The sequence below is a fragment of the Acinetobacter colistiniresistens genome, assembly GCF_000413935.1.
Taxonomy (GTDB): Bacteria; Pseudomonadota; Gammaproteobacteria; order Pseudomonadales; family Moraxellaceae; genus Acinetobacter; species Acinetobacter colistiniresistens.
Genome location: NZ_KE340380.1, coordinates 1 through 26,291, shown reverse-complemented (window position 1 = coordinate 26,291; position 26,291 = coordinate 1). Strand labels below are relative to the sequence as shown.

Below are 26,291 nucleotides of genomic sequence, written 5' to 3'. Positions count from 1 at the left end.
ATCTATTTTTATTAGTCAATCTTACCATTTCGGTTAAAACTTGGAAGATTAAAACCAGGTTCTTTATGCATCCATACATAAAAAGCGCGACCTGTTAAATTCGCCTCAGGTACAAAGCCCCAAAAACGACTGTCTGCACTTTGATCACGGTTATCGCCCATGGCAAAGTATTGGCCTTTCGGTACAGTGACTTCCCAATCTTGCCCATTACTTTTGATAAATACATCATTTTCTTTGGCAACAAATGGAATCAATGCTTCAGCACCTCGCAATTGTGCAAACTGGAATTGCTCAACCAAAGGATTTCGCCCTTCCAAGTAACGGATCAAATGCTGGTGTTCACCCAAGGTTTCTTTAAAGTAAAGTGCAGTTGGTGTATCTTGCTGATCTTTTTCACGTGCAAATCGTGTCTCAACCTTTGCAATTTGTTGACCATTAATGACCAATTGCCCCTCTTTAAACTGGATATGATCTCCTGGTAAACCCACCACACGCTTAATATAGCTGATCGTAGGTTGTGGTGGATAACGGAATACAATCACTTCACCACGTTTGGGTTCACCGACATCAATAATTTTAGAATTAACGATAGGCAAACGCACACCATAATCAAACTTATTCACCAAAATAAAATCACCAGTTTCCAAGGTTGGGACCATAGAATCTGATGGAATGTTAAATGGTTCATATAAGAAAGAACGTAGCACGAGCACGACTGCTAACACTGGCCAAAAGTCATATGCCCATGTAATGACAAAATTCTCTTGATTACGCCCACGTGTTGCACGTTGTTTGAATACCAACTTATCCAGTAACCACACTAAAAAGAAAATCAGTGTTGCTGGTACCAGAATCAAGTTAAAATCAAAATCCACAAACCCTCTCTTGCAGTTTTACTGCTCGTCTCGCGACTGGGTAAAACAAAACGTTTCCCCAGCCTCATGTTTCTTTATCGATCAACTTTCAATACAGCTAAGAATGCCTCTTGTGGGATTTCAACACTTCCCACTTGCTTCATACGCTTCTTACCTTCTTTCTGCTTCGCAAGAAGTTTCTTCTTACGTGACACGTCACCACCATAACATTTTGCCAATACGTTTTTACGCATGGCTTTTACAGTAGAACGAGCAATGATTTGCGCACCAATCGCCGCCTGAATCGCAACATCATACATTTGGCGAGGAATCAGATCTTTCATCTTCTCAACCAATGCAATACCACGATGGCGCGCGTCTTGACGGTGACAGATCATTGCCAAGGCATCAACCTTTTCGCTATTGATTAAAACATCAACCTTAACCAGAGCTGAACTCTCGAAACGCACAAAGTTATAGTCTAGTGAAGCAAAACCACGCGAGCACGATTTTAATTTATCAAAGAAATCCATGACCACTTCTGCCATTGGAATTTCAAAGGTAATTGACACTTGATTACCCAAGAACTTCATGTCTTTTTGTACGCCACGACGCTCAATACACAAAGTCATGACGTTACCCAGATATTCTTGCGGCACCAGAATATGACATTCAGCAATTGGTTCACGTAGATCTTCAACCGTTGAACCATCAGGCATTTTTGAAGGGCTGTCGATATAAATAATATCGCCTTTCTTGGTCAATGCTTCATAAATAACCGTTGGTGCAGAACTGATCAGATCCAGATCGTATTCACGTTCTAAGCGCTCTTGTACGATTTCCATGTGCAGCATGCCCAAGAAGCCGCAACGGAAACCGAAGCCCAATGCATCCGAACTTTCAGGCTCGAAAAATAAAGCCGAGTCATTGATCTGTAATTTTTGCAGCGCTTCACGGAACGGCTCGAAGTCACTTGAATCAATCGGGAACAGACCCGCATAGACCTGTGGCTTAACCTTTTTAAAACCTGGTAAAGTTGTAACTTCTGGTGTTGCTGCAAGCGTAATCGTATCCCCCACTGGCGCACCAAAAATATCTTTAATCCCTGCAATCACGAAGCCCACTTCACCCGCTTCGAGGATGTCAGTTTCGGTATGCTTCGGATTAAATACACCCACTGAAGTTACTGGATGTGTTTGGCCTGTCGATTTCACCAACATCTTGTCGCCCTTACGGATACGACCTTGTTTAATACGAACCAACGATACAACACCAAGGTAATTATCAAACCATGAGTCGATAATCAATGCTTGTAAAGGTGCATCACGATCACCTTCTGGTGCAGGAATCACATCCACCAAACGTTCTAAAACACCCTCAACCCCTAAACCTGTTTTTGCTGAACAGGTCGGTGCATCCGTCGCTTCAATTCCGATAATTTCTTCAATTTCGTGAATTACACGCTCTGGTTCTGCTTGTGGTAAATCAATTTTGTTTAAGATCGGTAAAACTTCCAGGCCTTGTTCAATTGCGGTATAGCAGTTTGCGACAGACTGTGCTTCAACACCTTGCGCAGCATCTACGACCAACAATGCACCTTCACAGGCTGCTAAAGAACGTGATACTTCATAAGAGAAGTCAACGTGCCCTGGAGTATCAATAAAATTCAATTGATATTCTTGGCCATTTGGATGCGTGTAGTACAAGGTTACCGATGCAGCCTTAATGGTAATCCCACGTTCACGCTCAAGCTCCATAGAGTCTAATACTTGAGCTTGCATCTCACGATCTTGTAAGCCACCGCACATTTGAATAAAACGGTCAGCCAAAGTCGACTTACCATGGTCAATATGAGCAATGATCGAGAAATTGCGTATATTTTTGATATCTACGGATTTTTTAGCTTGCGCCATGGGTTACCTTAAGAAAAATAGAACGCTCTGTACTTAAGAAAAGTAATGAGCCAAATGGTTTAATAAAATTGCTCGGGATTATAACAGAACAGCTTTTCAAAGTATTCAAAATAATAAAAGCTTTCATTGCTAAGACTGAACAATTTACTCACATTTAAGTCAATCAAACTGCTTCATATGAAATAGAGAAATCCATCGGATCTAAATCCGTAGCAATCGGCTGATAAGCTTGGGTAAAACTCGGTGACATTCGTTTTGGTCGACCTGTTTCGATTTCAATACAGGCCCATTTGGTATTACCAACAAATAAAATACTCTGATCTTTAGGGCGATAGAACGCATACTGGCGGAATGAATAGAGGGCATTAATATCATCCAGCCATGTCCGTAAAATGACTTCCTCACCTTCCAGTGCTGCCTTACGATATTGCACATGATGTTCAACTGCCACCATGGCATGTTTCAGCTCTAGATATTGAGCTAGACCTAAACCCAATGTCTCGATATGTGCTGAAGCAACATCTTGCATCCACTGGATATACATAACGTTATTGACATGCCCCAATACATCAATATGTTTAGGCTGAACTTGTATTTTTAGATCAAAAATCGTACTCATAATTTTGCGTATTTCATCACGACCAACGTTTCGCTAGCTACACTAGTCTAAACACAACAGGATTTCAAAATAAAAACCACCCTAATTCTAGAGTGGTTTTTATTTAAGTAGTATTCAATAAAATTTAAATCTTAAGGTAAACGCAACCCAAGGATTGCACGTTGACCTTGGCGAATAATCGTTACACGCGCAACACTATTCTTCGGCAAAGCCGAAACCGTTCTTGCAAACTGCTGGCTATTGGTAATTGCTGTACCATTCACTTGTACAATCACATCACCAGCAACCAGATTGGATAAAGAAGCCGTACCGCCACGCTTCACATCTTGAATCAAGATACCACCACGCACATCTAAACGCGCTTGTTCAGCTGCGCTTAAATCACGAATACTCATACCCAAACCACTAGTCGGGTTATTTTTCTCAGCATCAGCAGCCGTATCATCTGGCGCAGTGCCCAATGTTGCTGAGATCGTACGTGTTTTATCATCACGCAGAATTTCTAATTGAACCGTTTGATTCGGCGCAATACGGTTAAGTGAGTAAAGTAAATCGCTGGTACGTGAAATTGAAGCACCATTGGCTTTCAAAATCACATCGCCCGATTTCAGACCTGCTTTTTCTGCTGGCGATTTCGGTGCAACCTGAGTAATCAAAGAACCTTCTGGTTTCGGTAACTTATAGGCTTCTGCCAGATTACGATCAATATCCTGCATCATAATACCAAGATATGAGCGAGTCACCTTACCTGTTGTTTTCAACTGCTGTACAACATCCATTGCCACATCGATCGGAATCGAGAAGGATAAGCCCATATAGCCGCCCGTACCACTGAAGATACGTGAATTCACCCCAACAACCTCACCACGTTGGTTGAACAATGGACCACCTGAGTTACCCGGATTCAGAGCAGCGTCCGTTTGAATAAAGGGAACAGACGTTTCACCACTCATATTACGTGATTTCGCACTGACAATCCCCGCCGAAGCCGAGTAGTCAAAACCGAATGGTGAACCAATTGCCAATACAGGTTCACCCACACGAAGTTGATCGACATTACCAATTTTTAACTCTGGAAAGTTATTTCCAGTGACTTTGAGTAGCGCAATATCGGTACGCTCATCACTTCCAACGAGCGTGGCATCTAATTCTCGACGATCATTCAGGATAATACTGATACGGGAAGCATTTTCAACCACGTGACGATTCGTTAATAAATAACCGTCCTTACCAATAAAAAATGCACTGCCATAGCCAGTTTTTTCTTGAGGCCCCTGCTGTTGTGGGATAATCACCTGATTACCAAAAAAACGACGTAAAATTTCAGGGACTTGTTGTTGCAATAACTCTTCCTGAGTCATTTTCTTTACAACATTGACACTCACAACAGCAGGGCTGACCTGCTCAACCAGATTTGAAAAATCTACTGGCGATGCAGCATTGACTTGAGATGCTGCTATCGTAAATACCGCAGCATACATTCCTTGTTGTAAATAGCGACTTTTCATGAAGCAAGAACCCACATACTGATGATTAAAATAAGATTTAGGTCTATGTTTTTAGCATAACCCTACCATTCTTTTCGTAAAAATATGTTTATATTTTCAATGCATACAACGATCTAGAATGATGAAATGTGAATAAACTATGGAGAAACACGCCATGATCCACTGTCTAAGAATGGTTTTATCTTGGGGAGCTTAATCACAGATTAAAACAATGTATTGAAACGTAATCATTTTCACATTCATACAATTGGGGCAAAAATTAATAAGTAAATAAATCGCATTCGCTAAAAATTCATTCAATTCTAGGCAGATTAGCCCTTGCCTTTTTGATCAAAAAGCGGTGTCATTAGCGAACGTTTAAAACTGAAGCAGATCGACGACATGCCTGATTTAAAAACAATTCACCATTTTGATGTGATTATTGTGGGCAGTGGTGGTGCAGGTTTAAGCCTCGCACTCTCTTTACCAAGTCATTACAACATTGCAATTTTAGCCAAGGCAGCATTGACAGAGGCCAGTACCTTCTATGCGCAAGGCGGTGTTGCTGCAGTCTTAGACGAAACAGATTCTATTCAACAACACATTAATGACACTATGATTGCAGGCGGTCATCTTTGCGAGTTGGATGCTGTAAAACATACCGTTGAAGGTGGTAAACCTTCGGTTGACTTCCTGCTTAAGCAAGGCGTGCAATTTACTTTAGATGATGATGAGCAGTTACACCTGACCCGTGAAGGTGGCCACTCACAACGTCGTATCATTCACTCTGCCGATGCCACTGGTAAAGCCATTTCAACCACCTTGGTTGAACGCGCCAAAGAACGAAAAAATATTACGATTTTTGAAAATTATATTGCGATTGATTTAATTACTCTGCATAAACTTGGCCATCAAGACCAAGCCAATCGATCAATCGGTCTTTATGCTTTAGATGAAACCAACGAACAGGTTCATACTTTCTTAGCACCATTTACTGCACTTGCCTGTGGTGGTGCAATGAAAGCGTATCTATACACCTCAAACCCAGACATCGCAACAGGCGATGGGATTGCCATGGCTTATCGTGCGGGATGTCGTGTCGCCAATATGGAATTTAACCAATTCCATCCAACTTGTTTATATCACCCGAAAGCCCGTTCTTTCCTAATTACCGAAGCAATGCGTGGTGAAGGTGCTTATTTACGCTTACCAGACGGCGAACGTTTTATGCTGCGTTTTGATGAACGTGCTGAACTCGCGCCGCGTGATATTGTGGCACGTACCATCGACCATGAAATCAAACGCTTAGGGATTCGTCATGTTTGGTTAGACATCACCCATAAATCTCCAGAATTCATTATCGAACACTTCCCGACCCTATATGCACGTTTGCTTGAGCTTGGCATTGATATCACCAAAGATATGATCCCAGTTGTGCCTGCAGCGCATTACACCTGTGGCGGTGTAGTGGTGGATGAACATAGCCAAACTGATTTAGACGGTTTATATGCAATTGGTGAGACCTCATATACCGGTCTACACGGCGCTAACCGCATGGCGAGTAACTCCTTACTTGAATGTTTCGTTTATGGCATGAGTGCAGCAGAAGATATCCAACAAAAATTTGATGCTGAGTTTAAATTCCCTGATGTTCCAACATGGGACGAAACCCAAGTCACCGATGCCGATGAAGACGTGGTGATTCTGCAAAATTGGGATGAGCTACGTTCCACCATGTGGAACTATGTCGGTATTGTGCGTACCACCAAACGCTTACAACGTGCCTTGCACCGTATTGAAATGTTGAAACGTGAAATCACTGAGTATTATCAGGATTATCGTGTCAGTAAGAATCTGATTGAATTGCGTAACTTGGTTTTAGTTTCAGAAATGATTGTACGTTGTGCAATGGAACGTAAGGAATCACGTGGTCTACATTACACACTGGATTATCCTGAACTCTCAAATGAGATTCGCAAAACGGTGTTAACGCCACCGAATTTTAAAGTGGAACAGCCGTTGGTGAATGAATAATTCTCAATTTATTCACCAATTATTTTTTAATTGTCACTGCCTTATCTTATATAGTCAGAATAATTAAATACTATTTGTATGGGCAATACATTACTTTGAAGGATCAAAGTAATCAAAAATCCCTTGTTGGACAGAGGGTACATCCTTGTTACCCCTGCCCAACTTGGCGGCATCCATGCCGCCGATCTCGATAGCAAATAACAACTTGAATTCAAATACTAAAAATCAGGCTATTTTCGGACTGGATATTGCTTAAGGCCTATCTCAAATATTGCAAAGCATCTTCAAACACAACATCCGCATTCTGTGTCGCATCCAATCGCTTCATCCGTTCAGGCTCTGCTTGCCATAAAGTCTCATAACCTGCACGAACTTTAGCAAAGAAACTTAATTTCTCTTGCTCAAAACGATCCAAGGCGCCACGCTCTCGAGCACGGGTCATCCCCAACTCAATTGGCGCATCCAGCCAAAAAGTAATATTGGGCATTTTCGCGACAAAAGTTTGATTCAACAGTTGCAACTTTTCTTGGCTTAAACCACGTCCAGAACACTGATAAGCAAAGCTGGCATCGGTAAAACGATCACTTAATACAATCTTGCCTGCCTGTAATGCAGGTAAAATCACTTGCTGTAAATGCTGTGCACGTGCGGCATAAATCAAGAGTAGCTCAGTATCATGACTCATTTGCTCTTCATGATTCACAGCCAATAATAGCGAACGGATCTGCTCAGCCAAGGGTGTTCCACCCGGCTCACGGGTTAATACCACTTCCTTACCTTGCTGTTCAAAGTACTGATGAATTTTACGAATCAATGTAGTCTTGCCTACACCTTCCGTCCCTTCAAAACTAATAAACATTATTCGCCCTGCTTTTTCTTTGAACGTAGTACAGTTAAATATTCTTGCACTGCCCGATTATGATCGTCTAAAGACGCTGTAAATTTATGTCCACCATTACCTGTCGCAACAAAATAAATATTTTTGGCATCATCAGGATGCATTGCAGCTTCGATTGCTTTTTTGCCCGGTAAAGCAATTGGTGTTGGTGGTAACCCATTGATCGTATAAGTGTTATATGCAGTTGGGGTGCGTAAGTCATTACGGGTGATATTGCCTTTATAATTTTCACCCATGCCATAAATCACGGTTGGATCTGTTTGCAAACGCATCCCGATTTTTAAGCGACGCACAAATACACCTGAAACCTGTTCTAACTCACTGTCTAAACTGGTTTCTTTCTCGATAATAGAAGCCATGATCAACGCTTCATACTTATCTTTATACGGTAAATTCGGTGCTTTCTTGGCCCATGCTTCATCCAGTGATTTCATTTGACGGCGGTATAAATCAGTTAAGATTTTTTTATCTGTCTCACCTTTGGCAAAGAAGTAAGTGTCTGGTGCAAACAGACCTTCTGGATGCGTATACGGAATATTTAACTGCTTTAATAGCTCACTGTGCGGAAGATCGAGTAAGGTATTGGTCACATTCGGATCTTTTCTCAAACTCTGGATCAGCTGTGAAAAAGTTGTCCCTTCAATCACCAAAATACGATTCATCTGTGCATTATCTGCATCAGCCAACATATCCATGACCTGACGAATACTCATGCCTTCTGCGATTTCATAGACACCCGCTTTCATGGTGTCATGAATCATAAACTTCTGATACAGCTTTAAAACTATTGGAAAGTTCACTTTATTTTCTTTGGCTAAACGATCAATAAATCGTGAATAGGTATCACCAGAAGAAATCACCAGAAGTTGTTTCTTCCCTTCTACAGGATAATTTTTAAATAAACTTGACCATACAGCACCAAAGATCCCCAATAGCGCAATAATAATGATGATCAAAAGGGCTTTAAAAAAAGAAAATCTGGCTTTCGGTTTCGCTTTAGGCTTTTTCTTGCTCTTGCTGGAATTAGGCGGCTTTGGCATATTAATCAATCTGGCTAAGTTTTAAAGTTTCAAATAAATCAAGATAGGGTTGTTGCTCTAAAGCCCGATCATTAAATCGAACAACCGCTTTCATGGGATGTAAGGCATTACAAAAAAATAGATTCTGGATGCGCCCAATCTCATTGATATCGATACACCGCTGCTCACATTCAATCTGGTATTGCTGCATTCTCGATAAGATTCTGGCTCTCATCACACCGTGGACGCCATTATAACGAAGTTCAGGCGTAATCCATCGATCATTTATACGAATAAAACAATTACTGCTCACCCCTTCAACAATATAACCTTGTACATCACTCACCAACGCTTCCAGCCAACCATGTTGATCCGCTTCTTGCTTGAGTAAAACCTGCTCTAATCTATTCAGGGTTTTTAAACCCACCAAATGCGGCATATTCAAGCCTAAGGCATGATGCAACATCCCGCTTTCAATCCATTCAGGCTGAAAAACTTGAGTTGCGCGCGGGTAATACCAGACATATACATCAGCAGCATGTAATGGAAGGCTATAGCCTCGATCTCCGATACCTCGACTGATCACGACTTTTAAGGTGCCGTTGAGATGCACATTCTGTTGTGCTAAGTGCTGCAAAGAGCTTTCAATCAAACTCAGATCGGCTTCAAGGCTTAAATTTTTACAAGCCAACTGCAAACGTGCAAAGTGTAATTCTTTTAGCTCCCAAATTCCGTGAAAAATACGTGCTGTGGTAAAGCAACCATCGCCATAATGAAAAGCTCGATCTAATAAAGGAATGGAATCAATCAATTGTCCATTTTTATAACATTGCATGACCTAAGCACCTATTCACTTTCTATGAGCCTTATAACAAATACTAAATAACCATTTGATTTTAAACAAGGATGTTAATTTAATTTCCGCCAAAAAAAACAGATCTATATCAACAATTCAGCAAAGCTTAGCTGTTTTATGCAATTGCATTTTTTTCATATCAAATTCGATTTTAATTATTTTTTTTGCAAAAAAACTGGCGTTATGCTGCGTACATATTCCAAACAGTGATTTAGTTTTTAAGGGGTTTTTCATGCGTTTATCTCAAGTTAAAGTTGGCGTCATTGCCGCACTACTCTCAGTTTCTTCATTTGCGGCACAAGAATTTTTAAATGTGTCTTATGATCCAACTCGTGAACTTTATACAGATTTCAATAAACAATTTGGCACATTCTGGAAACAACGTACGGGTCAAGACATTGACTTTAAACAGTCCCATGGCGGCTCAGGTAAACAAGCGCGTGCCGTAATTGATGGCTTAAATGCAGATGTCGTTACGCTTGCACTTGCAGCGGATATTGACGAAATTGCTAAAAATGCAAAATTACTTCCTGCAGACTGGCAAAAGAAATTACCAAACAACTCTACGCCATACACTTCAACAATTGTATTCCTTGTTCGTAAAGACAATCCAAAGCAAATTAAGGACTGGGGTGATCTGATTAAACCTGGTGTAGAAATCATCACACCAAATCCAAAAACATCAGGTGGGGCACGTTGGAACTACTTAGGTGCTTGGGCTTGGGCGAAACACCAAAAAGGTGGTAACGATGCCAAAGCACAAGAATTTGTTCGTCAAATTTATAAACAAACCAAAGTACTAGATTCAGGCGCACGTGGCGCAACCACAACCTTTGCTGAACGCGGTATCGGTGACGTATTACTGGCTTGGGAAAATGAAGCTTATCTTGCTGTACGTGAACAGCCAGGCAAATTCGAGATTATCACACCATCCCTCTCAATTCTTGCTGAACCACCTGTTGCAGTCGTAGAAAAAAATGCTGAGAAAAAAGGCAATTTACAAATCGCTCGTGGTTATTTGAACTACCTCTACTCACCTGCGGGTCAAGAGATTGCGGCACGTAACTTCTACCGCCCACGCAATGCAGCTGTATTAAAGAAATATAGCAATGTATTCAAACCCCTAAAATTAGTGACGATTGATCAAGAATTCGGTGGCTGGACCAAAGTACAAAAAACTCACTTTGATAATGGCGGTGTGTTTGACCAAATCGTCAAGCTCAACAGCACAGGCAAATAAAAATCTCCCTTGCGCTGCTATAAACGCAGCTCCCCTCTTTTAAAAGAGGGGAATTACACGAATCTTAGTTTAGTTACTAAATTCGTGTCACTCCTCCCTTTCTTAAAGGGCGGTTGGGAGGGATTCTAAGGAGAATAGACATGATTCATACCGTAATTGTTCCAGGTGTAGGTGGTAGCGAAGCGCAGCATTGGCAGTCTTGGTTACAACAGCAACTCGTGTCTAGCTCTCGCGTTGAACAGAAACATTGGGATCGTCCTGTGCTCAGCGAATGGGTTGCTCAGTTTGTCAAAACAGTTTCAGCTGCGCCAGCCCCTGTGCAAATCGTTGCCCACAGCTTTGGTTGTTTGACCAGTGTCGCAGCACTTGCGGAGCATCCAGAACTCAGCGCAAAAGTGAAAAATCTGGTTTTAGTTGCTCCTGCAAATCCTGCCCGTTTTGGTGAAGCAGGTTTTGCACGACATAGCTTGACGGACTACAAACAGTATTTTCAGCAACTCAAAATCGAAGTGCCCACCACTTTACTGATCAGTGAAAATGATCCTTGGTTAGGTTATGTCGATGCCTTGCAATTGGCCCAAACATGGAAATTAACACCGATTAATTTAGGTGCTGTTGGTCATATCAATGTCGCATCTGGATTTGGTCCCTTCCCTGAGATCCTGAACTATTTGCTGCCTGAAAAAAAGATGCAACCTGTGGTCCGAATGAGTCAGGCAAATTTTAATTTGAAATTTGCCTAACCCCAGCTTTCCGTAATTTTAGTATTCCCATTATTTATTTGCTTGTTTTAGCAAAATTTCTCTTTGAGGAAATATCATGTCGCAGCGTTCCCGAGTGCTGCCTGGGTTTGGTCTCTCATTAGGCTTCACCCTCGCTTACGTGTCTTTGATTGTGCTTATTCCTTTATCTGCTGTATTTATCAAATCTTTTGGGATTGGATGGGATGGCTTATGGGAAATCTTAACCTCAGAACGAATTTTAAAGTCCTTACAACTGAGCTTTAGTGCTGCACTGATTGCGGCTTTAGTGAACGTTATTTTTGGTTTGTTACTGGCTTGGTGCCTCGTCCGTTATAACTTTCCTGGTAAACGCATTGTTGATGCTTTAGTGGATCTACCTTTTGCCCTACCAACAGCTGTTGCAGGTATTGCATTAACCTCTTTATACGCACCAACAGGCTGGATTGGACAATATCTTTCACCGCTAGGGATTGAAGTGGCTTATACCCCCATCGGGATTACATTAGCCTTGATCTTTATTGGTCTACCTTTCGTGGTTCGTACAGTTCAGCCTGTACTTAGTGATATTGAAACCGAATTGGAAGAAGCTGCTTCTGCCTTAGGTGCGAATCGTTGGCAGACCATTACCAAAATTATTTTACCGATTTTATTCCCTGCCTTACTGACAGGCTTCGCATTGGCCTTTGCCCGTGGCGTCGGTGAATATGGCTCAGTCATTTTCATTGCAGGTAACCAGCCCTATAAAACTGAAATCGCGCCGCTGATGATTATTTCTCGTTTAGAAGAATATGATTATGCCGGTGCAACCACCATTGCTGTGGTCATGCTTGTCCTCTCTTTCGGTATTTTATTTTTAATTAACTTGGTACAAGCATGGGCGAGCCGTCGTACAGGGAGAGTTGCACAATGAGCTTAAATACCAATGGCAATGCTTTGGCACTCAAATTACAAGCCAGAGATGCAACCCGTGAACCGACTTGGGTTCGCTATAGCTTGATCACTGTTGCACTAATCTTCTTCCTGAGCTGCTTAATTCTGCCCCTGATTTTGGTTTTTGTTGAAGCATTTAAACAAGGGTTGACGGTTTATATTAATGCCTTAACTGATTCAGATACCTTATCAGCAGTCAAACTGACCTTACTCACAGCAGCCATTGCTGTACCCATTAATGTCGTGTTTGGTGTTGCTGCAGCATGGGCGGTTGCGAAATTCCAGTTCCGTGGTAAAGCCATCTTAACCACGATTATTGATATGCCTTTCTCGGTATCTCCTGTCATTGCTGGCCTCATGTTGGTGCTGATTTTTGGTACACAAGGCTGGATGGGTAGCTGGTTAATGGACCATGACATCAAAATCTTGTATGCCGTCCCTGCGATTGTCCTTGCCACCATTTTTATTACGGTTCCTTTCGTTGCTCGTGAGTTAATTCCTTTAATGGAAGCGCAAGGGACTGAGGAAGAAGAAGCAGCGATTGTACTCGGTGCTTCAGGTTGGCAAACCTTCTGGAAAGTAACCCTGCCTAATATCAAATGGGGTTTGATTTACGGTGTAATTCTATGTAATGCCCGTGCAATGGGTGAGTTCGGTGCAGTATCTGTGGTTTCAGGTCATATTCGCGGCCAAACCAATACACTACCGTTACATGTAGAAATTCTCTATAACGAATATACCTTTAGTGCTGCATTTGCTGTGTCTTCATTACTGGCATTTTTAGCGATCATTACTTTGATTTTGAAAACTTGGCTAGAAGTCCGCCAAGACCAAGCAAATGAACATCAACCCAATCACTAAGGAATGAACACATGAGTATTCAAGTTAAAAATATTGAAAAACACTTTGGTGCATTCCATGCGCTGAAAAATATCTCTTTAGACTTTCCGGAAGGTGAATTGGTTGCCCTGCTTGGCCCTTCTGGTTGTGGAAAAACCACCTTACTACGCATTATCGCAGGTCTAGAGTCTGCAGACGGCGGTCAGGTTTTACTTGAAGGTGAAGATGCAACGGATATTCACGTCCGTGAGCGTCAGGTTGGTTTTGTATTCCAGCACTATGCGCTGTTCCGTCACATGACTGTTTTTGACAATATTGCTTTTGGTTTACGTGTTCGTCCACGCGCAACACGCCCATCGGAAGCAGAAATCAAAAAACGTGTCACTCGTTTACTCGATTTGGTACAGCTCGGCTTTTTGGCAGACCGCTATCCAGCTCAGCTTTCAGGTGGCCAGCGCCAGCGTATCGCCTTGGCACGTGCCTTGGCAGTTGAACCACGTGTTTTATTACTCGATGAGCCATTTGGTGCATTAGATGCCAAAGTCCGTAAAGAATTACGCCGCTGGTTACGAACTTTGCACGATGAACTTCACATTACTTCAATCTTCGTGACACACGATCAGGAAGAAGCCTTAGAAGTTGCAGATCAGATTATTGTCATGAACAAAGGTGACGTTGAACAAATCGGTTCACCACGAGAAGTGTACGAAAAACCAGCAACCCCCTTTGTTTTTGATTTCCTTGGTCAAGCAAATCGTTTTGAAGGTGAGCATACTGGCGGTATTATTCGTATCGGTGATGATCGTATTCAGCTACCAACTAGCCTAGAAGCGCCGCAAGGGAAAGTGATTGCCTTTGCGCGACCAAATGAATTACATATTCATACTCAGCCTCAAGCCAATACCATTGAGGCAACCTTCTTGCGGGAAGTATGGATTGCAGGTCGTGTCGTAGCTGAATTACAAGATCGTAGTGGACGAACGATTGAAATTTTATTAACTGTAGAAGAGGCGAACTTACATCAATTCAAACCAAATCAAACCGTTTGGATTAGTGCGGCTCAACTTCATTTATTCGCAGATCAAACAACGCAAGTTGCTTAAAATAATATTGATGGGGTAAAACACGCCCCATCCTCTTATGAGGAAAAACTTTTATGAACTTTCAACAACTCAGAATTATTCGAGAAACAGTTCGCCAAAACTTTAATTTGACTGAAGCATCTGCGGCACTTTATACCTCCCAATCTGGTGTCAGTAAACATATTAAAGATCTAGAAGATGAATTAGGTGTACAACTGTTTGTCCGTAAAGGTAAACGCTTACTTGGCTTAACCGAACCAGGTCAATCCTTATTAAGCATCGTGGAACGCATGCTGGTCGATGCAGATAATATTAAACGTCTGGCCGATGATTTTAATAAAGTCGATGAAGGGACACTCACAATTGCCACAACGCATACACAGGCACGTTATGTCCTTCCGCCAATCGTTAACCAATTTAAAAAACTATTTCCAAAAGTACATTTGGTTTTACAACAGGCCAGCCCTGTTGAAATTGCAGAAATGTTACTACAAGGTGAAGCAGATATCGGGATTGCAACAGAATCGTTAACTACAGAAGATAATTTAGCCAGCGTGCCTTATTATGAGTGGCACCACAGTATCATTACGCCAAAAGACCATCCTCTCGCAAAACTAGACAAAATCAGCCTAGACGTATTAGCTGAATATCCTTTAATTACCTATCATGGTGGTTTCACAGGACGCTCTAAAATTGATAAGGCTTTTGAAGATGCACAATTGCATGCTGATATCGTAATGTCCGCACTAGATGCCGATGTTATCAAAACCTATGTTGAACTTAATATGGGGGTTGGGATTGTCAATGATGTCGCTTATGATGCCGAGCGTGACTATCGTTTACAACAAATTAAAACCGATGTTTTTGGGGTAAATACGACATGGATCGCAGTGCGTAAAGGACACCTACTCCGTGGCTATGGTTATGAATTCATCTCACTATGCTCACCTCAAACTGACATTAAAGCGTTAAAGAAAGTGGCATATCCAGAAGAGTAATCCCCTACAGAACAAAGAAAGGCTCAGCTAGAGCCTTTTTTGTTTGTCTTTGATCGGATATCAAAATATAAAAAACGAGCATAGTGCTCGTTTTTTTATATTGAATGCATGGATTAGAACTTGAAGCTCACACCCACTTTCGCAACTGGCATCCACTCGTAACGTGCTTTATCTTGAATTTTGCCTTGTTCTTTAGCAATTTCATCATTTAAGTTTGCACCATTACCGTTAGTCGCAGTACCGCCATTCACATTTTGTAAAGTTGCTGTTGGGTTACCTGTATAGTAAGCCCCGACTTCACCGAATACACCAATGTTTTTATACACTTGCGGCGCGATACCCACACCTAAATATGGTGCGATATCATCTTTATAACGCATTTTACCTGCAATATGAACATCAGAAGTTGCGTTAAAATCAGTATTATTTACAGTGAAATTACGCCCTTGACCTACACGACGGTCAAGCTTGTAATCATTATCTAAATAACCAACACCTGTTGCAACATAAATTGAGTTTACAAAGTTGTTCGGATTTGTGCCCCAAGGACGAATCTCAGCATTTAAATATGCTGTTTTATTGTCCATGTCCAAGTCATATTTAGAGCCATTTATTTTAAGGTCATCTGACCAAGAAATATCGCCACCATTATAACCAAGACTTAAGCTTACATATGGATTGACTCTATATGAAATTGCACCACCGTAGCCTGTAGTACCTACCTCAGCACGAACTGAAACTGGATCTAAGTATGAAGGGAACGCATATACAGATTCCTTCACTACTTGTTCATCTGCTGCAAATGCAGTACCTGCAATCGCTGTTAATGCACCTGCTGCTAACATAACACGCAAAGCTTTCATTGAAGTCTCCTCAAAAAATGCTTTTATTTAAATAAATATATAATTGTTGCTTGTGAAATAAGCATAAAAGAATGATCGCTATTTTTTTATACAAAAACTGATTACTTTTTGTTATTTTTTGATACAAATTCGAAGTAATTATGTATTTGCAAAATATAGATAAAAAACAATAAGCTCCATTTTTTATTACAGATTTATTGCTCAAATTTAAAACAAAATATTGTAACTACTTTTTTCAAAGATTCTTGCTACAAATTAGTGTAAAATCTACAAAATTTTTTTTGGAAGAAGGAAGATCATGTCTCAGCTTTCTACAATCATTGAGCAAGCATTTGAAGACCGTGCCAACTATAGTGCAGCGGACTGCCCAACAGAAATCCGTCAAGCTGTAGAAGAAGCGTTGACAGGTTTAGATAACGGTACCCTCCGTGTTGCAGAAAAAATTGATGGTGAATGGGTTGTTCATCAATGGTTAAAAAAAGCGGTTTTACTTTCATTTAAACTCAATGACAATACGCCGATTGAAGCGTGTGATCTTCGTTTCTATGACAAAGTAGCAACCAAATACTCAGGTTGGACAGAAGAACAGTTCAAAGCTGCTGGTGTCCGTGTTGTACCGCCTGCAGTAGCACGACGTGGTAGCTTCCAAGCAAAAAATGTGGTGTTGATGCCTTCTTATGTCAACATTGGTGCTTATGTTGATGAAGGTACCATGGTTGACACATGGGCAACTGTCGGTTCATGTGCACAAATTGGTAAAAATGTTCATTTGTCAGGTGGCGTTGGTATTGGTGGTGTATTAGAGCCATTACAAGCAAACCCGACCATTATTGAAGATAACTGCTTCATTGGTGCACGTTCTGAAATCGTTGAAGGTGTGATTGTTGAAGAAGGTTCTGTGATTTCAATGGGCGTTTTCATTGGTCAATCAACCAAGATCTTCGATCGTGAAACTGGTGAAGTTCACTACGGTCGCGTACCAGCAGGTTCTGTAGTTGTTGCTGGTAGCCTTCCATCGAAATGCGGTACTTACAGCCTTTATGCTGCAATCATCGTCAAAAAAGTAGATGCGAAAACTCGCGCAAAAACCAGCTTGAACGATTTATTGCGCGCTGACTAATTTGTAATATTTATTGTGGAACTTGATCGTTCCTCGGAGCTTCAATTGCTCCTCGTCTCTACGATCAGTCATGGTCGTAGAGATTTTGTTTTTTATATAGCATGCTGCTTATGCGGCACCTGTTTGTGGTAACTGTTTATGGCTTCCTTACGTTCTTCGGCAATTCCTGTCTCTGATCCTGCGGCTGGTTTACGCATTACGGAGATCTTTTACTCTTTGCAAGGCGAAGCGAATACGTTTGGTCTACCGACTGTTTTTATTCGTTTAACAGGCTGTCCTTTACGTTGTAGTTATTGTGATACCACTTACTCTTTTGAAGGCGGTGAGCGTTTATCACTCGAACAGATTATCGAAACTGCTAGCCAGCATAAAACACCCTATATTTGTGTCACAGGGGGTGAGCCACTTGCTCAACCCAATTGCCTGATCCTATTACAGCGTCTGTGTGACCTCGGTTTCGACGTTTCTTTGGAAACCAGTGGTGCTTTAGATGTCTCTAAAGTTGATCCCCGTGTTTCTAAAGTACTGGATTTAAAAACACCGACCTCCAAAGAAGATCATCGAAATCTATACAGCAATCTTGACTATTTAACCCAGCACGATCAGATTAAATTTGTGATCTGTAATCGTGAAGACTATGAATGGTCAAGACAACAACTTGAACAGTTTCAGTTGCAAAACAAAGTGAGTACGGTCTGGTTCTCCCCCGCTTTTGCAGTTGAAAAAGGTGCAGTCGCCCTTCCTGCATTGGCGCGCGATTTAGCACAGTGGATTTTAGAAGACCATCTCCCTGTTCGCTTCCAGCTCCAGTTGCATAAACTGTTATGGAATGATGAATCTGGTCGTTAAAACTCATGAAGCCTTTCTACTCATTCAGAATGGTCTTCCCCAATTTAGATTTAGGTTAAATAATGGAAAATAATATGCGTTCCCGTGCCATCGTATTATTGTCTGGTGGTTTAGATTCAACAACGTGTCTAGCTTGGGCACAAGCTAACTACGAATGCATTGCTTTGAGCTTTATGTATGGTCAACGTTCGACCACAGAACTTGATGCAGCCAAAGCACTTGCACAACGCGCAGGTGTAGAACACCGGATCATTAATATTGATTTGGGTAATCTAGGTGGTTCTGCACTTACAGATCATAACATTGAAGTCCCAGAACAATTACAAGAAGGCATTCCTGTAACTTATGTTCCAGCACGTAACACCATTTTCTTATCTTATGCGCTCGCAGCAGCCGAAGTATTTGACGCTGAAGCCATCGTCATTGGGGTCAATGCTGTTGATTATTCAGGGTATCCAGATTGCCGTCCAGAATTTATTGACGCTTTTGCCAATTTAGCTCGTCTTGCAACAAAAGCGGGGGTTGAAGGAAAACCCCTTAAAATTGAAACACCTTTGTTACATTTATCCAAAGCGAATATTATACGCTTAGGCATCGAACATGGCGTAGACTATAGTCAAACGGTATCCTGCTATCAGGCAGATGCTCAAGGACGTGCATGTGGCAAATGCGACAGTTGTCGTCTACGTCAACAAGGTTTTATCGAAGCAGGTATTGCAGATCCTACGCGATACGCTGAATAACCGATATAGGGTAAAAAATTAGGTACATTATATGAAGTTTTCTAAATCAAATCTTATTCTTTCTACCATGATGTCAGCTGCTGCATTATTTGCGACAGCAACTCACGCAGCTGATAATCCATTACAAACTGCGTATAAAAGTACCAATGTAAAAGCAGCATTGGTCAATGTATGTAAAGATCAAACTGCGAAAGGCGGTAAATTAACAGCAGCAGAAGTCAGCAAGTTCTGTGGTTGCCAAATTGACGCACAAGGTAAAGTAACCGAAGCTCAGAAATGGGAAATCCAAAGCGCAATTAACGCGAAGAAAAGCCCAAGTTCTTTAGCTTTTGTACAACAGCAAAATAAAGACCTACAAGCATGCTTAGGTGCTCCGCTTGTAAGCAAACTTGAAAAGTTAACTGAAGAAGCAATGAAAGCTGCTCAGCAACAAGCTCCTAAAAAATAAGCTTGGATTGCCCAGAAAAAGCCTGCATTAATGCAGGCTTTTTTATTGGGTTTTGTTAAAATCCCTTTTATCTAGAATTAGTTGAATAACAGTATGCAAGAGCAGTGGAGAACCAATGCTGATCGACGGCGGTCGATTGTGTCATTTAGTGGTGGCAAAGACAGCTCCCTAGCCCTCTACCATACGATGCAGACAGGCGTTGCTGTTGGTCTAATCGTGATGTTAGAAGAACAAGGCCAGCGCTCTCGTTCACATGCCATGCCACTGGATATCATTCATGCACAGGCAAATGCAGTTGGTTTACCGGTGTTTATGGCCTCTTCCAGTTGGGCTGACTATGAAAATAAATTTATTGCTCTACTCGATCAAGCCAAACAACAAGGTGCCGAAGTTCTGGTAACAGGTGATCTGGATATGCCTGAACATGGTTGTTGGCATGACCGTGTAACCCAACAGGTTGGACTCAAACTAGGCATGCCACTGTGGTTACGTCCGCATAGAGAAGTGGTAGAAGAGTTTATCAATCTTGGTTTCCGCAGCGTAATCGTCACCGTCAATCTTAAACTTGGTATGAAAGTCGAAGATCTGGGCAAAACCCTCACATTAGACTACATCCAAGAGTTAGAAAATCGAGGGGTTGATCCATGTGGTGAAGGTGGTGAATTCCATACAACGGTCATTGATGGACCAATTTTTAACAAAGCTATTCCTGTACGTCACGGCGATATTGTTTATCATGAGGAATATGCTTTTTTAACACTTGAGCTCGAAAACAATTAATTTTATCGAAGGATAAGCAATGTCTGAGAATATTCAATTACCGAATCACAGCTTCCCAACCACACAAAGTGAAGTTAATCTTGCTGAACTTAGCAGCGAATGGTTGATTCTTTATTTCTATCCAAAAGATTCAACCCCAGGCTGTACCACACAAGCAGTCGGCTTTTCATGCCTAAAAGATCAATTCGATGCCTTAAATTGTCAAATCATTGGTGTATCACGCGATTCTGTTAAAGCACATCAGAACTTTACTGAAAAACAAGCGCTCACGATTGATTTAATCAGTGATAAAGAAGAAGTACTCTGTAAACATTTCGATGTGATTAAAGAAAAAAATATGTATGGCAAACAAGTGATGGGCATCGAACGCTCTACCTTTATTTTCCATAACAAGCAACTGGTCAAAAGCTATCGTAAAGTTAAAGCTGCTGGACATGCAGAACAAGTGCTTGAAGACTTAAAAGCATTACAAAAAGCATAATCATGTTGAGTAACAAAAAAGCGAGTTCAGTACTCGCTTTTTTGTTGAAGCAAATTACGTTTGACGTATGATAAATAGATTAAAAAAATTAAATGAAAGACATTTATAATGAATCATTCCCATGTTTTTTGGCCACTCTCTTTGGTGTTTTTTTTAGTGGCATGTAATTCCAATACACCAACAACAACCCAAGATCAGTCGGCTCTAGTACCACAAATTACGATAGCAGCAACTGAAATTCGCTGCCAAGATCTACAGAACCCTGCTTATCAACAAGTCATTCTCAATGCAATCAATGAAATTAGACAACATCCACGTCAATGTGGCGAACAATATTTTCCAGCAGTTGCACCATTAAAATGGAACAATCAGCTCTATCAAACGGCTTTGAGGCATGCTCAGGAGATGGCACAACACAATTTTCTAGGACATGTCAGCATCACAGGGCAAGATTTTAGAACCCGTTTGAAGTATTCACAATTTAACGGTCGGGGCGGCGGAGAGAATGTGGCACGTGGACAAAAAAATCTGCATGCTGTTATGGCAACCTGGTTAGCGAGCCCTGTCCATTGTCATAATTTAATACATCCAAAATTTACAGATTACGCCATCGCTTGTACCACAGACCAATCCGTTCGGCAAAAAAACTATTGGACACAGCACTTCGGTGTTCGTTAAAAGGAAAAAGTAATGCAATCAGGTTCAATCACCCCGATTTTTCGTATTTTTGATCTTCCACTCGCCCAATCATTTTATCTTGATTATTTAGGCTTCCAACAGGATTGGGAGCATACCTTTGGGGATAACTTCCCTATTTATCTACAAGTTTCTAAAGGTGATTGTATTATTCACTTATCTGAACATTTCGGTGATGCCAGTCCACACAGTGCGATTCGGATTTATTGGCAAGATCTGACACAGCTACATGCTGAAATTGATGCAAAAGACTATAAATTTGCCAAGCCACAAATTGAGAAAACGGATTGGGAAACTTTAGAACTCATTATCACCGATCCATTTTCCAATCGACTTATTTTTTGGGAAGATGCTTAATCCTCTTCCCCAGCCTCAAGATTCATCGATATTGGAACGATCATCTTGATCAAAATGTTGCTGCAACTTCTGATAAGCCGATGACTTTTGAAATTCTTCCAGAAAGCGTATCGTCCCTGCTGGGAAAAATTCAGTTTGAATCTCGCCACGATAATAGGCTTCACGCATCGGTGTTGCTGAAATCGAGTTCTTTAAACTGTCTAGTTCCAGCATTTGCCACTCAGGAAATAAACGTAAATAATACGAAGATTCATCCTTAAAATGACCGATTAAACCGACTTTTGCATTTGGCTGAATGACGCCATTGACCAAATCTTTGACCTGTTTAACCCATTTTTCATCATTATAAACATCAATCACATGTACAAAATGAATCCGCTTTTGTGCATCTTCAGAGAAATTTGACAGAATCATCTGCTCACGTTCAATCGCCAGAAAAGGATTCTTGATGTTTCGTTCAGATTGAGCTGAGCCCAAAGCCAAGATCACGTTCTGACTTTGCTGTAATGCAATTTCAATAGTTTCTAGATGTGCCAAATGAAAGGGCTGAAAGCGTCCAATAAAAACAAGATAGTCAAATGTGTACATAGGCGTAATTTCACTTTTTGTGAACTCATCAGTTGTGTCATTCAGACAAATATGCGACATAATGAGGGCACTTAAAAATCAATCTGGATTAAAGCAAGGATAGTACGATGACACTTAGCTGTATTCAACAACCTCATCAACATTTGCAAGCAAATTTAGAAGATGGCGTACTCACCTTAGCCATTAACCGTTCAGAAGCAAAAAATGCACTCTATGGCGAACTTTACCTTTGGATCGCAAAAGCTCTAGATGAAGCCGATGCAAATAAAGACGTTCGTGTGGTAATTTTCCGTGGTGCAGAACAAGACTTTACTGCGGGTAATGACATGAAAGACTTTATGGGTTTTATTCAAAAACCACATGAAGGCAAAGCGGGTGATCAACCTCCTTTTGTATTGTTAAAAGCGGCTGCTCGTTTTTCTAAGCCATTGATTATTGCGGTTAAAGGTGTCGCAATCGGTATTGGCGTGACGATTTTATTACATGCTGATCTGGTATTTGCAGACAATACTGCCCTGTTCCAAATTCCATTTGTTAGCCTTGGTCTATCTCCAGAAGGTGCTGCAAGTCGACTCTTGGTAAAACAAGCGGGCTATCAAAAAGCCGCTGAATTACTCTTCACAGCGAAGAAATTTGATGCAGCAACTGCGGTTAAAGCCAATCTTGTGAATGATGTGGTTGAAGATGTTTATGCCACAGCGCAAAAAACAGCGCAACATTTAGCAGCATTACCATTGGCTTCAATCAAACAGACTAAAGCCCTAATGAAACAAGACTTGGCTGAGATCATTCAGTGTGTGGATGATGAAGCTGAAATCTTTATGCAGCGTGTACGCTCACCTGAAATGATGGAAGCCGTACAAGCCTTTATGCAAAAACGTAAACCTGATTTTTCTCAGTTTAATTGATGCAATAATCGTTGATTAAACCAAGCCACTGAGTTGATACAATTCAGTGGCTTTTTTCTTTTTGGCATTCATCTAGCTATTCCACACCAGACAGACTAAGCTCAGGTCAGAACAAGATAAAGTTACAAACAATTATGAAAGTAGTGATTGCCCCAGATTCCTTTAAAGACAGCCTATCTGCACAGGAGATTGCTCAAGCAATTGCTTCAGGTTGGCAACAGGTCTTTCCTGATGCAGAAATCATTCAATGCCCCATGGCAGATGGTGGTGAGGGCTCTATCGAGGCTGTCTTAGAAGTTTGTTCAGGGGAATGGCGTGAGCAAATGGTACAAGGCCCTCTTGGTGAACCTGTACTGGCTAAATGGGGCTGGTTAGCCACAGAAAAAATTGCCATTATTGAAATGGCGCAAGCCAGTGGTATCCAGTTGGTGCAACCTGCTGATCGAGATGCATGTATCAGCAGTACTTTTGGTACAGGTGAATTGATCCTCGCTGCTTTGGATGCGGGTGCAAAGGAAATTGTACTGACTGTCGGCGGCAGCGCAAGTAATGATGCAGGTACAGGCTTATTGACGGCATTAGGGGCAACATTTCTAGATGCAAAGCATAATCCCCTAGCCGCTGGCGGCATTGCACTGCAAAACTTAGCTAAAATCAATTTAGATCAGCTTGATCCACGGATTCAACAAACCCAATTTCGATTAGCCGCCGATGTGACCAATCCTTTATGTGGGGCCAATGGCGCTTCACATATTTTTGGGCCTCAAAAAGGTGCTTCACCTCAACAAGTATTGGAGTTAGATCAAGCCCTCGCCCATTTTGCCGATGTCACCGCACAATTGCTTGGGGTTGATCAACGTAATGAAGCTGGTGCCGGAGCCGCAGGCGGACTTGGTTTTGCTGCTAAAACATTCTTAAAGGCGGAGTTTAGATCTGGAGTCGAAGTCATTGCTGAACTGAATCAGCTTGCTGCTAAAATCCAAGGGGCGGATTGGGTGATTACAGGTGAAGGAAAGTTTGATGAGCAGACCTTGAATGGTAAAACTCCATTCGGCGTCGCTAAAATTGCACAATTGACCAATGTCCCCGTCATTGTCATAGCAGGAACACTTGGAGAGGATTACCAAGCACTTTACCCACATGGTGTTACTGCTGCCTTCTCTTTAACCTCAGGTCCAATCAGTCTAGAAGAAGCCTGTCAAAATGCGGCAGAGCTGATTCATGCACGGGCAACCGATATTGCTCGGTTGATTCAAAGCAGTATGCTTAGAAAAGAATAAAGTTTATTGAATCTCTAAAATCTGGATAAATTCAAAAGCAGGTTCTTCATAAGGATGGCTTACTTTTAAAGCTTTTGCCACAGCACTGGCCTTTTCTTCTATAACAATGGTTTCAACGCGCCATTCTTCAAGCTGCTCTAATTCATCCAATTGCCCTAAGAATGGATTTGCACCTTTTACGGGCTTAAACTGACCAATGCCTTTGACTTGCCACGCACAATGCTCGTAATTGCCAATACCACCCGCCCCAGCAGCAAAAATTGCTTGTTTAGTCGATTCCAAATGAGACTCAGGCACGTAATAAATCAGTTTTAGCATCGCTTAAACAGCTCAAATCAAATAGATAAGATCTTAATCATAACGCGATAAAAGCTGAATAATCAAAGTGAAATATTGATCGCTAGGTAACTCACGACAATAAATAGCACTTGAATCGCGACCGTTAGACCAAACCAAAACCAGCCTCGATCTTTGGTATGCACTGTTCTTAAATAATTTGCATTTTTCATCATCAGACTTCTCATATTTTGTTCATTGTCTAAATATAAGAAGCAAGAATTGATCCAACTTCATAAATAAATTAGGTAATCAATAGAAAGACAAGTTTCTCACCAATATCTCTTCAACTATACTGCCTTAATATCATTAAATAAAATATCAGTATCGGGTAAAGACTTAATAGGCCGTGTTAATGGAAAATGAATACTCCCCACTATGTGATGGGTTTCTATCGATAATGAATCTATATAATTACGTTGTTCTAACCACAATGTATGTGACACGCAATATCCATCACTATACCTCATGAAGCGCCTACCGTACGAATCAATAAGTATCACTCGAACTTGAAAATAGTCGCCAAATAAAGTTTCTGACGATATTTTATGATCTTTATCAAATGCAATTGTTATTGTTGCATCAGCTAAATCCTCTCTTCTTTTCTTATGGATAGCCAAATATTTATCGAGATCGTCCGAAAATTTGATATTAACTTGCTTTAAGAATTCATCACGTCCAAAGCAGTCCCGATCTATAAGATTAAATGTTAATGACGATTGATCTAAAGACTGGCAGTAGCTATATAAAACACCTATTGCCCAAAAGTCCTCATAATCATGATAACGATTAACAAATTTATCTAACAATACTGTTGCGGTATCTAGAAGTCTTCTTTTCATTTTCCTAACATCAATAGACTAGAGCAAAGACTCACACCCTTCTTAATCTACTGAATAATTTATACTTTTGGAAGGCTTTCAACTACTTTTTCTCATATAGTATCATCACGAAAGCCAAACCATATAAAATTACTAAGCCGTTGGTCATTGGAATTAAAGTTCCGTTATATAACTGACTCCTGATCCAAGCAAGAACTTAAGATGCACCATTGCAAGCATAAACGCCAAGGGCGATTGGAACCTGCGCTACAGAGAATGGAACTAGGTCAGCAAAACCAATCCAATAAATAAATCATAATTTGCTTTCACCCCGCATCTCTCTTTGTAAAAAAGCGACATCTCTTCCAGATTACTAAATTCCGAGCGGATGAAAATAAAATTAAAAGTCAAACTGCATATTCCTGCATAAACATACCAGTCATTCCTGTTCGTACCATACCAGTCATTCCTGTTCGCACCATACTACTTTAATTAAAATAATAAAGGA

29 protein-coding genes are annotated in these 26,291 nt (G+C 41.1%); 17 read left to right on the top strand and 12 right to left on the bottom strand.

Going from position 1 to position 26,291, the window contains the following annotated elements; all coding sequences use genetic code 11:
• Positions 1-11: 11 nt before the first annotated feature.
• The 4 genes from lepB to F907_RS10015 all read right to left on the bottom strand — a co-directional run bounded on the left by lepB (position 12) and on the right by F907_RS10015 (position 4,894).
• Positions 12-875, bottom strand: a complete 864-nt coding sequence (lepB, locus tag F907_RS10000) for a signal peptidase I (protein WP_016652042.1) — start codon at positions 873-875, stop codon at positions 12-14.
• A gap of 74 nt (positions 876-949) precedes the next feature.
• Positions 950-2,767, bottom strand: coding sequence for a translation elongation factor 4 (gene lepA, locus F907_RS10005; RefSeq protein WP_005242499.1), 1,818 nt, complete (start codon positions 2,765-2,767; stop codon positions 950-952).
• Between the two features lie 163 nt (positions 2,768-2,930).
• Complete coding sequence (locus F907_RS10010) at positions 2,931-3,386, bottom strand: acyl-CoA thioesterase (RefSeq protein WP_016652041.1); 456 nt, start codon at positions 3,384-3,386, stop codon at positions 2,931-2,933.
• A gap of 131 nt (positions 3,387-3,517) precedes the next feature.
• Positions 3,518-4,894, bottom strand: a complete 1,377-nt coding sequence (locus tag F907_RS10015; RefSeq protein WP_016652040.1) for a Do family serine endopeptidase — start codon at positions 4,892-4,894, stop codon at positions 3,518-3,520.
• A gap of 381 nt (positions 4,895-5,275) precedes the next feature.
• Between F907_RS10015 and nadB the strand changes: the two genes are divergently transcribed.
• Positions 5,276-6,907: an L-aspartate oxidase gene (gene nadB / locus F907_RS10020; protein ID WP_016652039.1), complete on the top strand. Its 1,632-nt coding sequence runs from the start codon at positions 5,276-5,278 to the stop codon at positions 6,905-6,907.
• A gap of 259 nt (positions 6,908-7,166) precedes the next feature.
• Here nadB and tmk read toward each other — a convergent pair whose 3' ends face one another.
• From tmk to pabC, 3 genes are read right to left on the bottom strand one after another with little or no spacing between them, the layout of a single operon-like run.
• Positions 7,167-7,766: a dTMP kinase gene (gene tmk, locus F907_RS10025; RefSeq protein WP_016652038.1), complete on the bottom strand. Its 600-nt coding sequence runs from the start codon at positions 7,764-7,766 to the stop codon at positions 7,167-7,169.
• Positions 7,766-8,845, bottom strand: coding sequence for an endolytic transglycosylase MltG (gene mltG, locus F907_RS10030; RefSeq protein WP_016652037.1), 1,080 nt, complete (start codon positions 8,843-8,845; stop codon positions 7,766-7,768). Before mltG ends, tmk begins: the two co-directional genes overlap by 1 nt.
• Position 8,846: 1 nt before the next feature.
• The gene (gene pabC / locus F907_RS10035; RefSeq protein WP_016652036.1) at positions 8,847-9,659 is read right to left on the bottom strand and encodes an aminodeoxychorismate lyase; all 813 of its coding nucleotides are present in this window, start codon (positions 9,657-9,659) and stop codon (positions 8,847-8,849) included.
• Positions 9,660-9,912: 253 nt separating this feature from the next.
• Between pabC and F907_RS10040 the strand changes: the two genes are divergently transcribed.
• The 6 genes from F907_RS10040 (at position 9,913) to F907_RS10065 (ending at position 15,513) form a co-directional block, all read left to right on the top strand.
• Positions 9,913-10,920, top strand: coding sequence for a sulfate ABC transporter substrate-binding protein (locus tag F907_RS10040; RefSeq protein ID WP_016652035.1), 1,008 nt, complete (start codon positions 9,913-9,915; stop codon positions 10,918-10,920).
• A gap of 140 nt (positions 10,921-11,060) precedes the next feature.
• Positions 11,061-11,663 (top strand): RBBP9/YdeN family alpha/beta hydrolase, encoded by a 603-nt coding sequence (locus F907_RS10045; protein ID WP_016652034.1) that lies wholly within the window; start codon positions 11,061-11,063, stop codon positions 11,661-11,663.
• Between the two features lie 76 nt (positions 11,664-11,739).
• The gene (gene cysT / locus F907_RS10050; protein ID WP_005274145.1) at positions 11,740-12,573 is read left to right on the top strand and encodes a sulfate ABC transporter permease subunit CysT; all 834 of its coding nucleotides are present in this window, start codon (positions 11,740-11,742) and stop codon (positions 12,571-12,573) included.
• A complete protein-coding gene (cysW, locus tag F907_RS10055; RefSeq protein ID WP_005274144.1) occupies positions 12,570-13,454 on the top strand; it encodes a sulfate ABC transporter permease subunit CysW in 885 nt (294 codons plus the stop codon). Before cysT ends, cysW begins: the two co-directional genes overlap by 4 nt.
• A gap of 11 nt (positions 13,455-13,465) precedes the next feature.
• Positions 13,466-14,536 carry a sulfate/molybdate ABC transporter ATP-binding protein gene (locus F907_RS10060; RefSeq protein ID WP_016652033.1) on the top strand — a complete coding sequence of 357 codons (1,071 nt, stop codon included), beginning with the start codon at positions 13,466-13,468 and terminating at the stop codon, positions 14,534-14,536.
• Between the two features lie 53 nt (positions 14,537-14,589).
• A complete protein-coding gene (locus F907_RS10065) occupies positions 14,590-15,513 on the top strand; it encodes a CysB family HTH-type transcriptional regulator (protein WP_005274141.1) in 924 nt (307 codons plus the stop codon).
• Positions 15,514-15,626: 113 nt separating this feature from the next.
• On the opposite strand, the gene carO is transcribed toward F907_RS10065, so the two are convergent.
• Positions 15,627-16,376: an ornithine uptake porin CarO gene (gene carO / locus F907_RS10070; RefSeq protein ID WP_016652032.1), complete on the bottom strand. Its 750-nt coding sequence runs from the start codon at positions 16,374-16,376 to the stop codon at positions 15,627-15,629.
• A 298-nt stretch (positions 16,377-16,674) separates the two neighbouring features.
• On the opposite strand from carO, the gene dapD reads away from it, so the two are divergent.
• The 8 genes from dapD (at position 16,675) to F907_RS10110 (ending at position 21,850) form a co-directional block, all read left to right on the top strand.
• Positions 16,675-17,496, top strand: coding sequence for a 2,3,4,5-tetrahydropyridine-2,6-dicarboxylate N-succinyltransferase (dapD, locus tag F907_RS10075; RefSeq protein ID WP_005195842.1), 822 nt, complete (start codon positions 16,675-16,677; stop codon positions 17,494-17,496).
• Positions 17,497-17,634: 138 nt separating this feature from the next.
• Positions 17,635-18,345, top strand: coding sequence for a 7-carboxy-7-deazaguanine synthase QueE (queE, locus tag F907_RS10080; RefSeq protein WP_016652031.1), 711 nt, complete (start codon positions 17,635-17,637; stop codon positions 18,343-18,345).
• Positions 18,346-18,419: 74 nt separating this feature from the next.
• Complete coding sequence (gene queC / locus F907_RS10085; protein WP_010589729.1) at positions 18,420-19,088, top strand: 7-cyano-7-deazaguanine synthase QueC; 669 nt, start codon at positions 18,420-18,422, stop codon at positions 19,086-19,088.
• A 31-nt stretch (positions 19,089-19,119) separates the two neighbouring features.
• Positions 19,120-19,536, top strand: a complete 417-nt coding sequence (locus F907_RS10090) for a hypothetical protein (protein ID WP_016652030.1) — start codon at positions 19,120-19,122, stop codon at positions 19,534-19,536.
• A 93-nt stretch (positions 19,537-19,629) separates the two neighbouring features.
• Entirely contained in the window at positions 19,630-20,316 is a 687-nt protein-coding gene (locus F907_RS10095) for a Dph6-related ATP pyrophosphatase (RefSeq protein WP_016652029.1), read from the top strand.
• Between the two features lie 19 nt (positions 20,317-20,335).
• A complete protein-coding gene (locus F907_RS10100) occupies positions 20,336-20,797 on the top strand; it encodes a peroxiredoxin (RefSeq protein WP_016652028.1) in 462 nt (153 codons plus the stop codon).
• Positions 20,798-20,905: 108 nt separating this feature from the next.
• Entirely contained in the window at positions 20,906-21,475 is a 570-nt protein-coding gene (locus F907_RS10105; RefSeq protein ID WP_016652027.1) for a CAP domain-containing protein, read from the top strand.
• Positions 21,476-21,487: 12 nt separating this feature from the next.
• Positions 21,488-21,850 carry a glyoxalase superfamily protein gene (locus tag F907_RS10110; RefSeq protein WP_016652026.1) on the top strand — a complete coding sequence of 121 codons (363 nt, stop codon included), beginning with the start codon at positions 21,488-21,490 and terminating at the stop codon, positions 21,848-21,850.
• A gap of 15 nt (positions 21,851-21,865) precedes the next feature.
• On the opposite strand, the gene F907_RS10115 is transcribed toward F907_RS10110, so the two are convergent.
• Positions 21,866-22,438: a nicotinate-nicotinamide nucleotide adenylyltransferase gene (locus F907_RS10115; protein WP_162616974.1), complete on the bottom strand. Its 573-nt coding sequence runs from the start codon at positions 22,436-22,438 to the stop codon at positions 21,866-21,868.
• Positions 22,439-22,545: 107 nt separating this feature from the next.
• Between F907_RS10115 and F907_RS10120 the strand changes: the two genes are divergently transcribed.
• Positions 22,546-23,346 (top strand): enoyl-CoA hydratase-related protein, encoded by an 801-nt coding sequence (locus F907_RS10120; protein ID WP_005274124.1) that lies wholly within the window; start codon positions 22,546-22,548, stop codon positions 23,344-23,346.
• A gap of 134 nt (positions 23,347-23,480) precedes the next feature.
• Entirely contained in the window at positions 23,481-24,626 is a 1,146-nt protein-coding gene (locus tag F907_RS10125) for a glycerate kinase (RefSeq protein WP_016652024.1), read from the top strand.
• 3 nt (positions 24,627-24,629) lie between these two features.
• Here the strand turns inward: F907_RS10125 and F907_RS10130 are convergent, their stop codons facing one another.
• From F907_RS10130 to F907_RS10135, 3 genes are all read right to left on the bottom strand, one after another.
• On the bottom strand, positions 24,630-24,944 hold the full coding sequence (locus F907_RS10130) for a YqfO family protein (RefSeq protein WP_016652023.1): 315 nt from the start codon (positions 24,942-24,944) through the stop codon (positions 24,630-24,632).
• Between the two features lie 62 nt (positions 24,945-25,006).
• The gene (locus F907_RS19365; RefSeq protein WP_005274116.1) at positions 25,007-25,138 is read right to left on the bottom strand and encodes a KGW motif small protein; all 132 of its coding nucleotides are present in this window, start codon (positions 25,136-25,138) and stop codon (positions 25,007-25,009) included.
• Between the two features lie 114 nt (positions 25,139-25,252).
• A complete protein-coding gene (locus F907_RS10135) occupies positions 25,253-25,804 on the bottom strand; it encodes a hypothetical protein (protein WP_016652022.1) in 552 nt (183 codons plus the stop codon).
• Positions 25,805-26,291 lie beyond the last annotated feature (487 nt).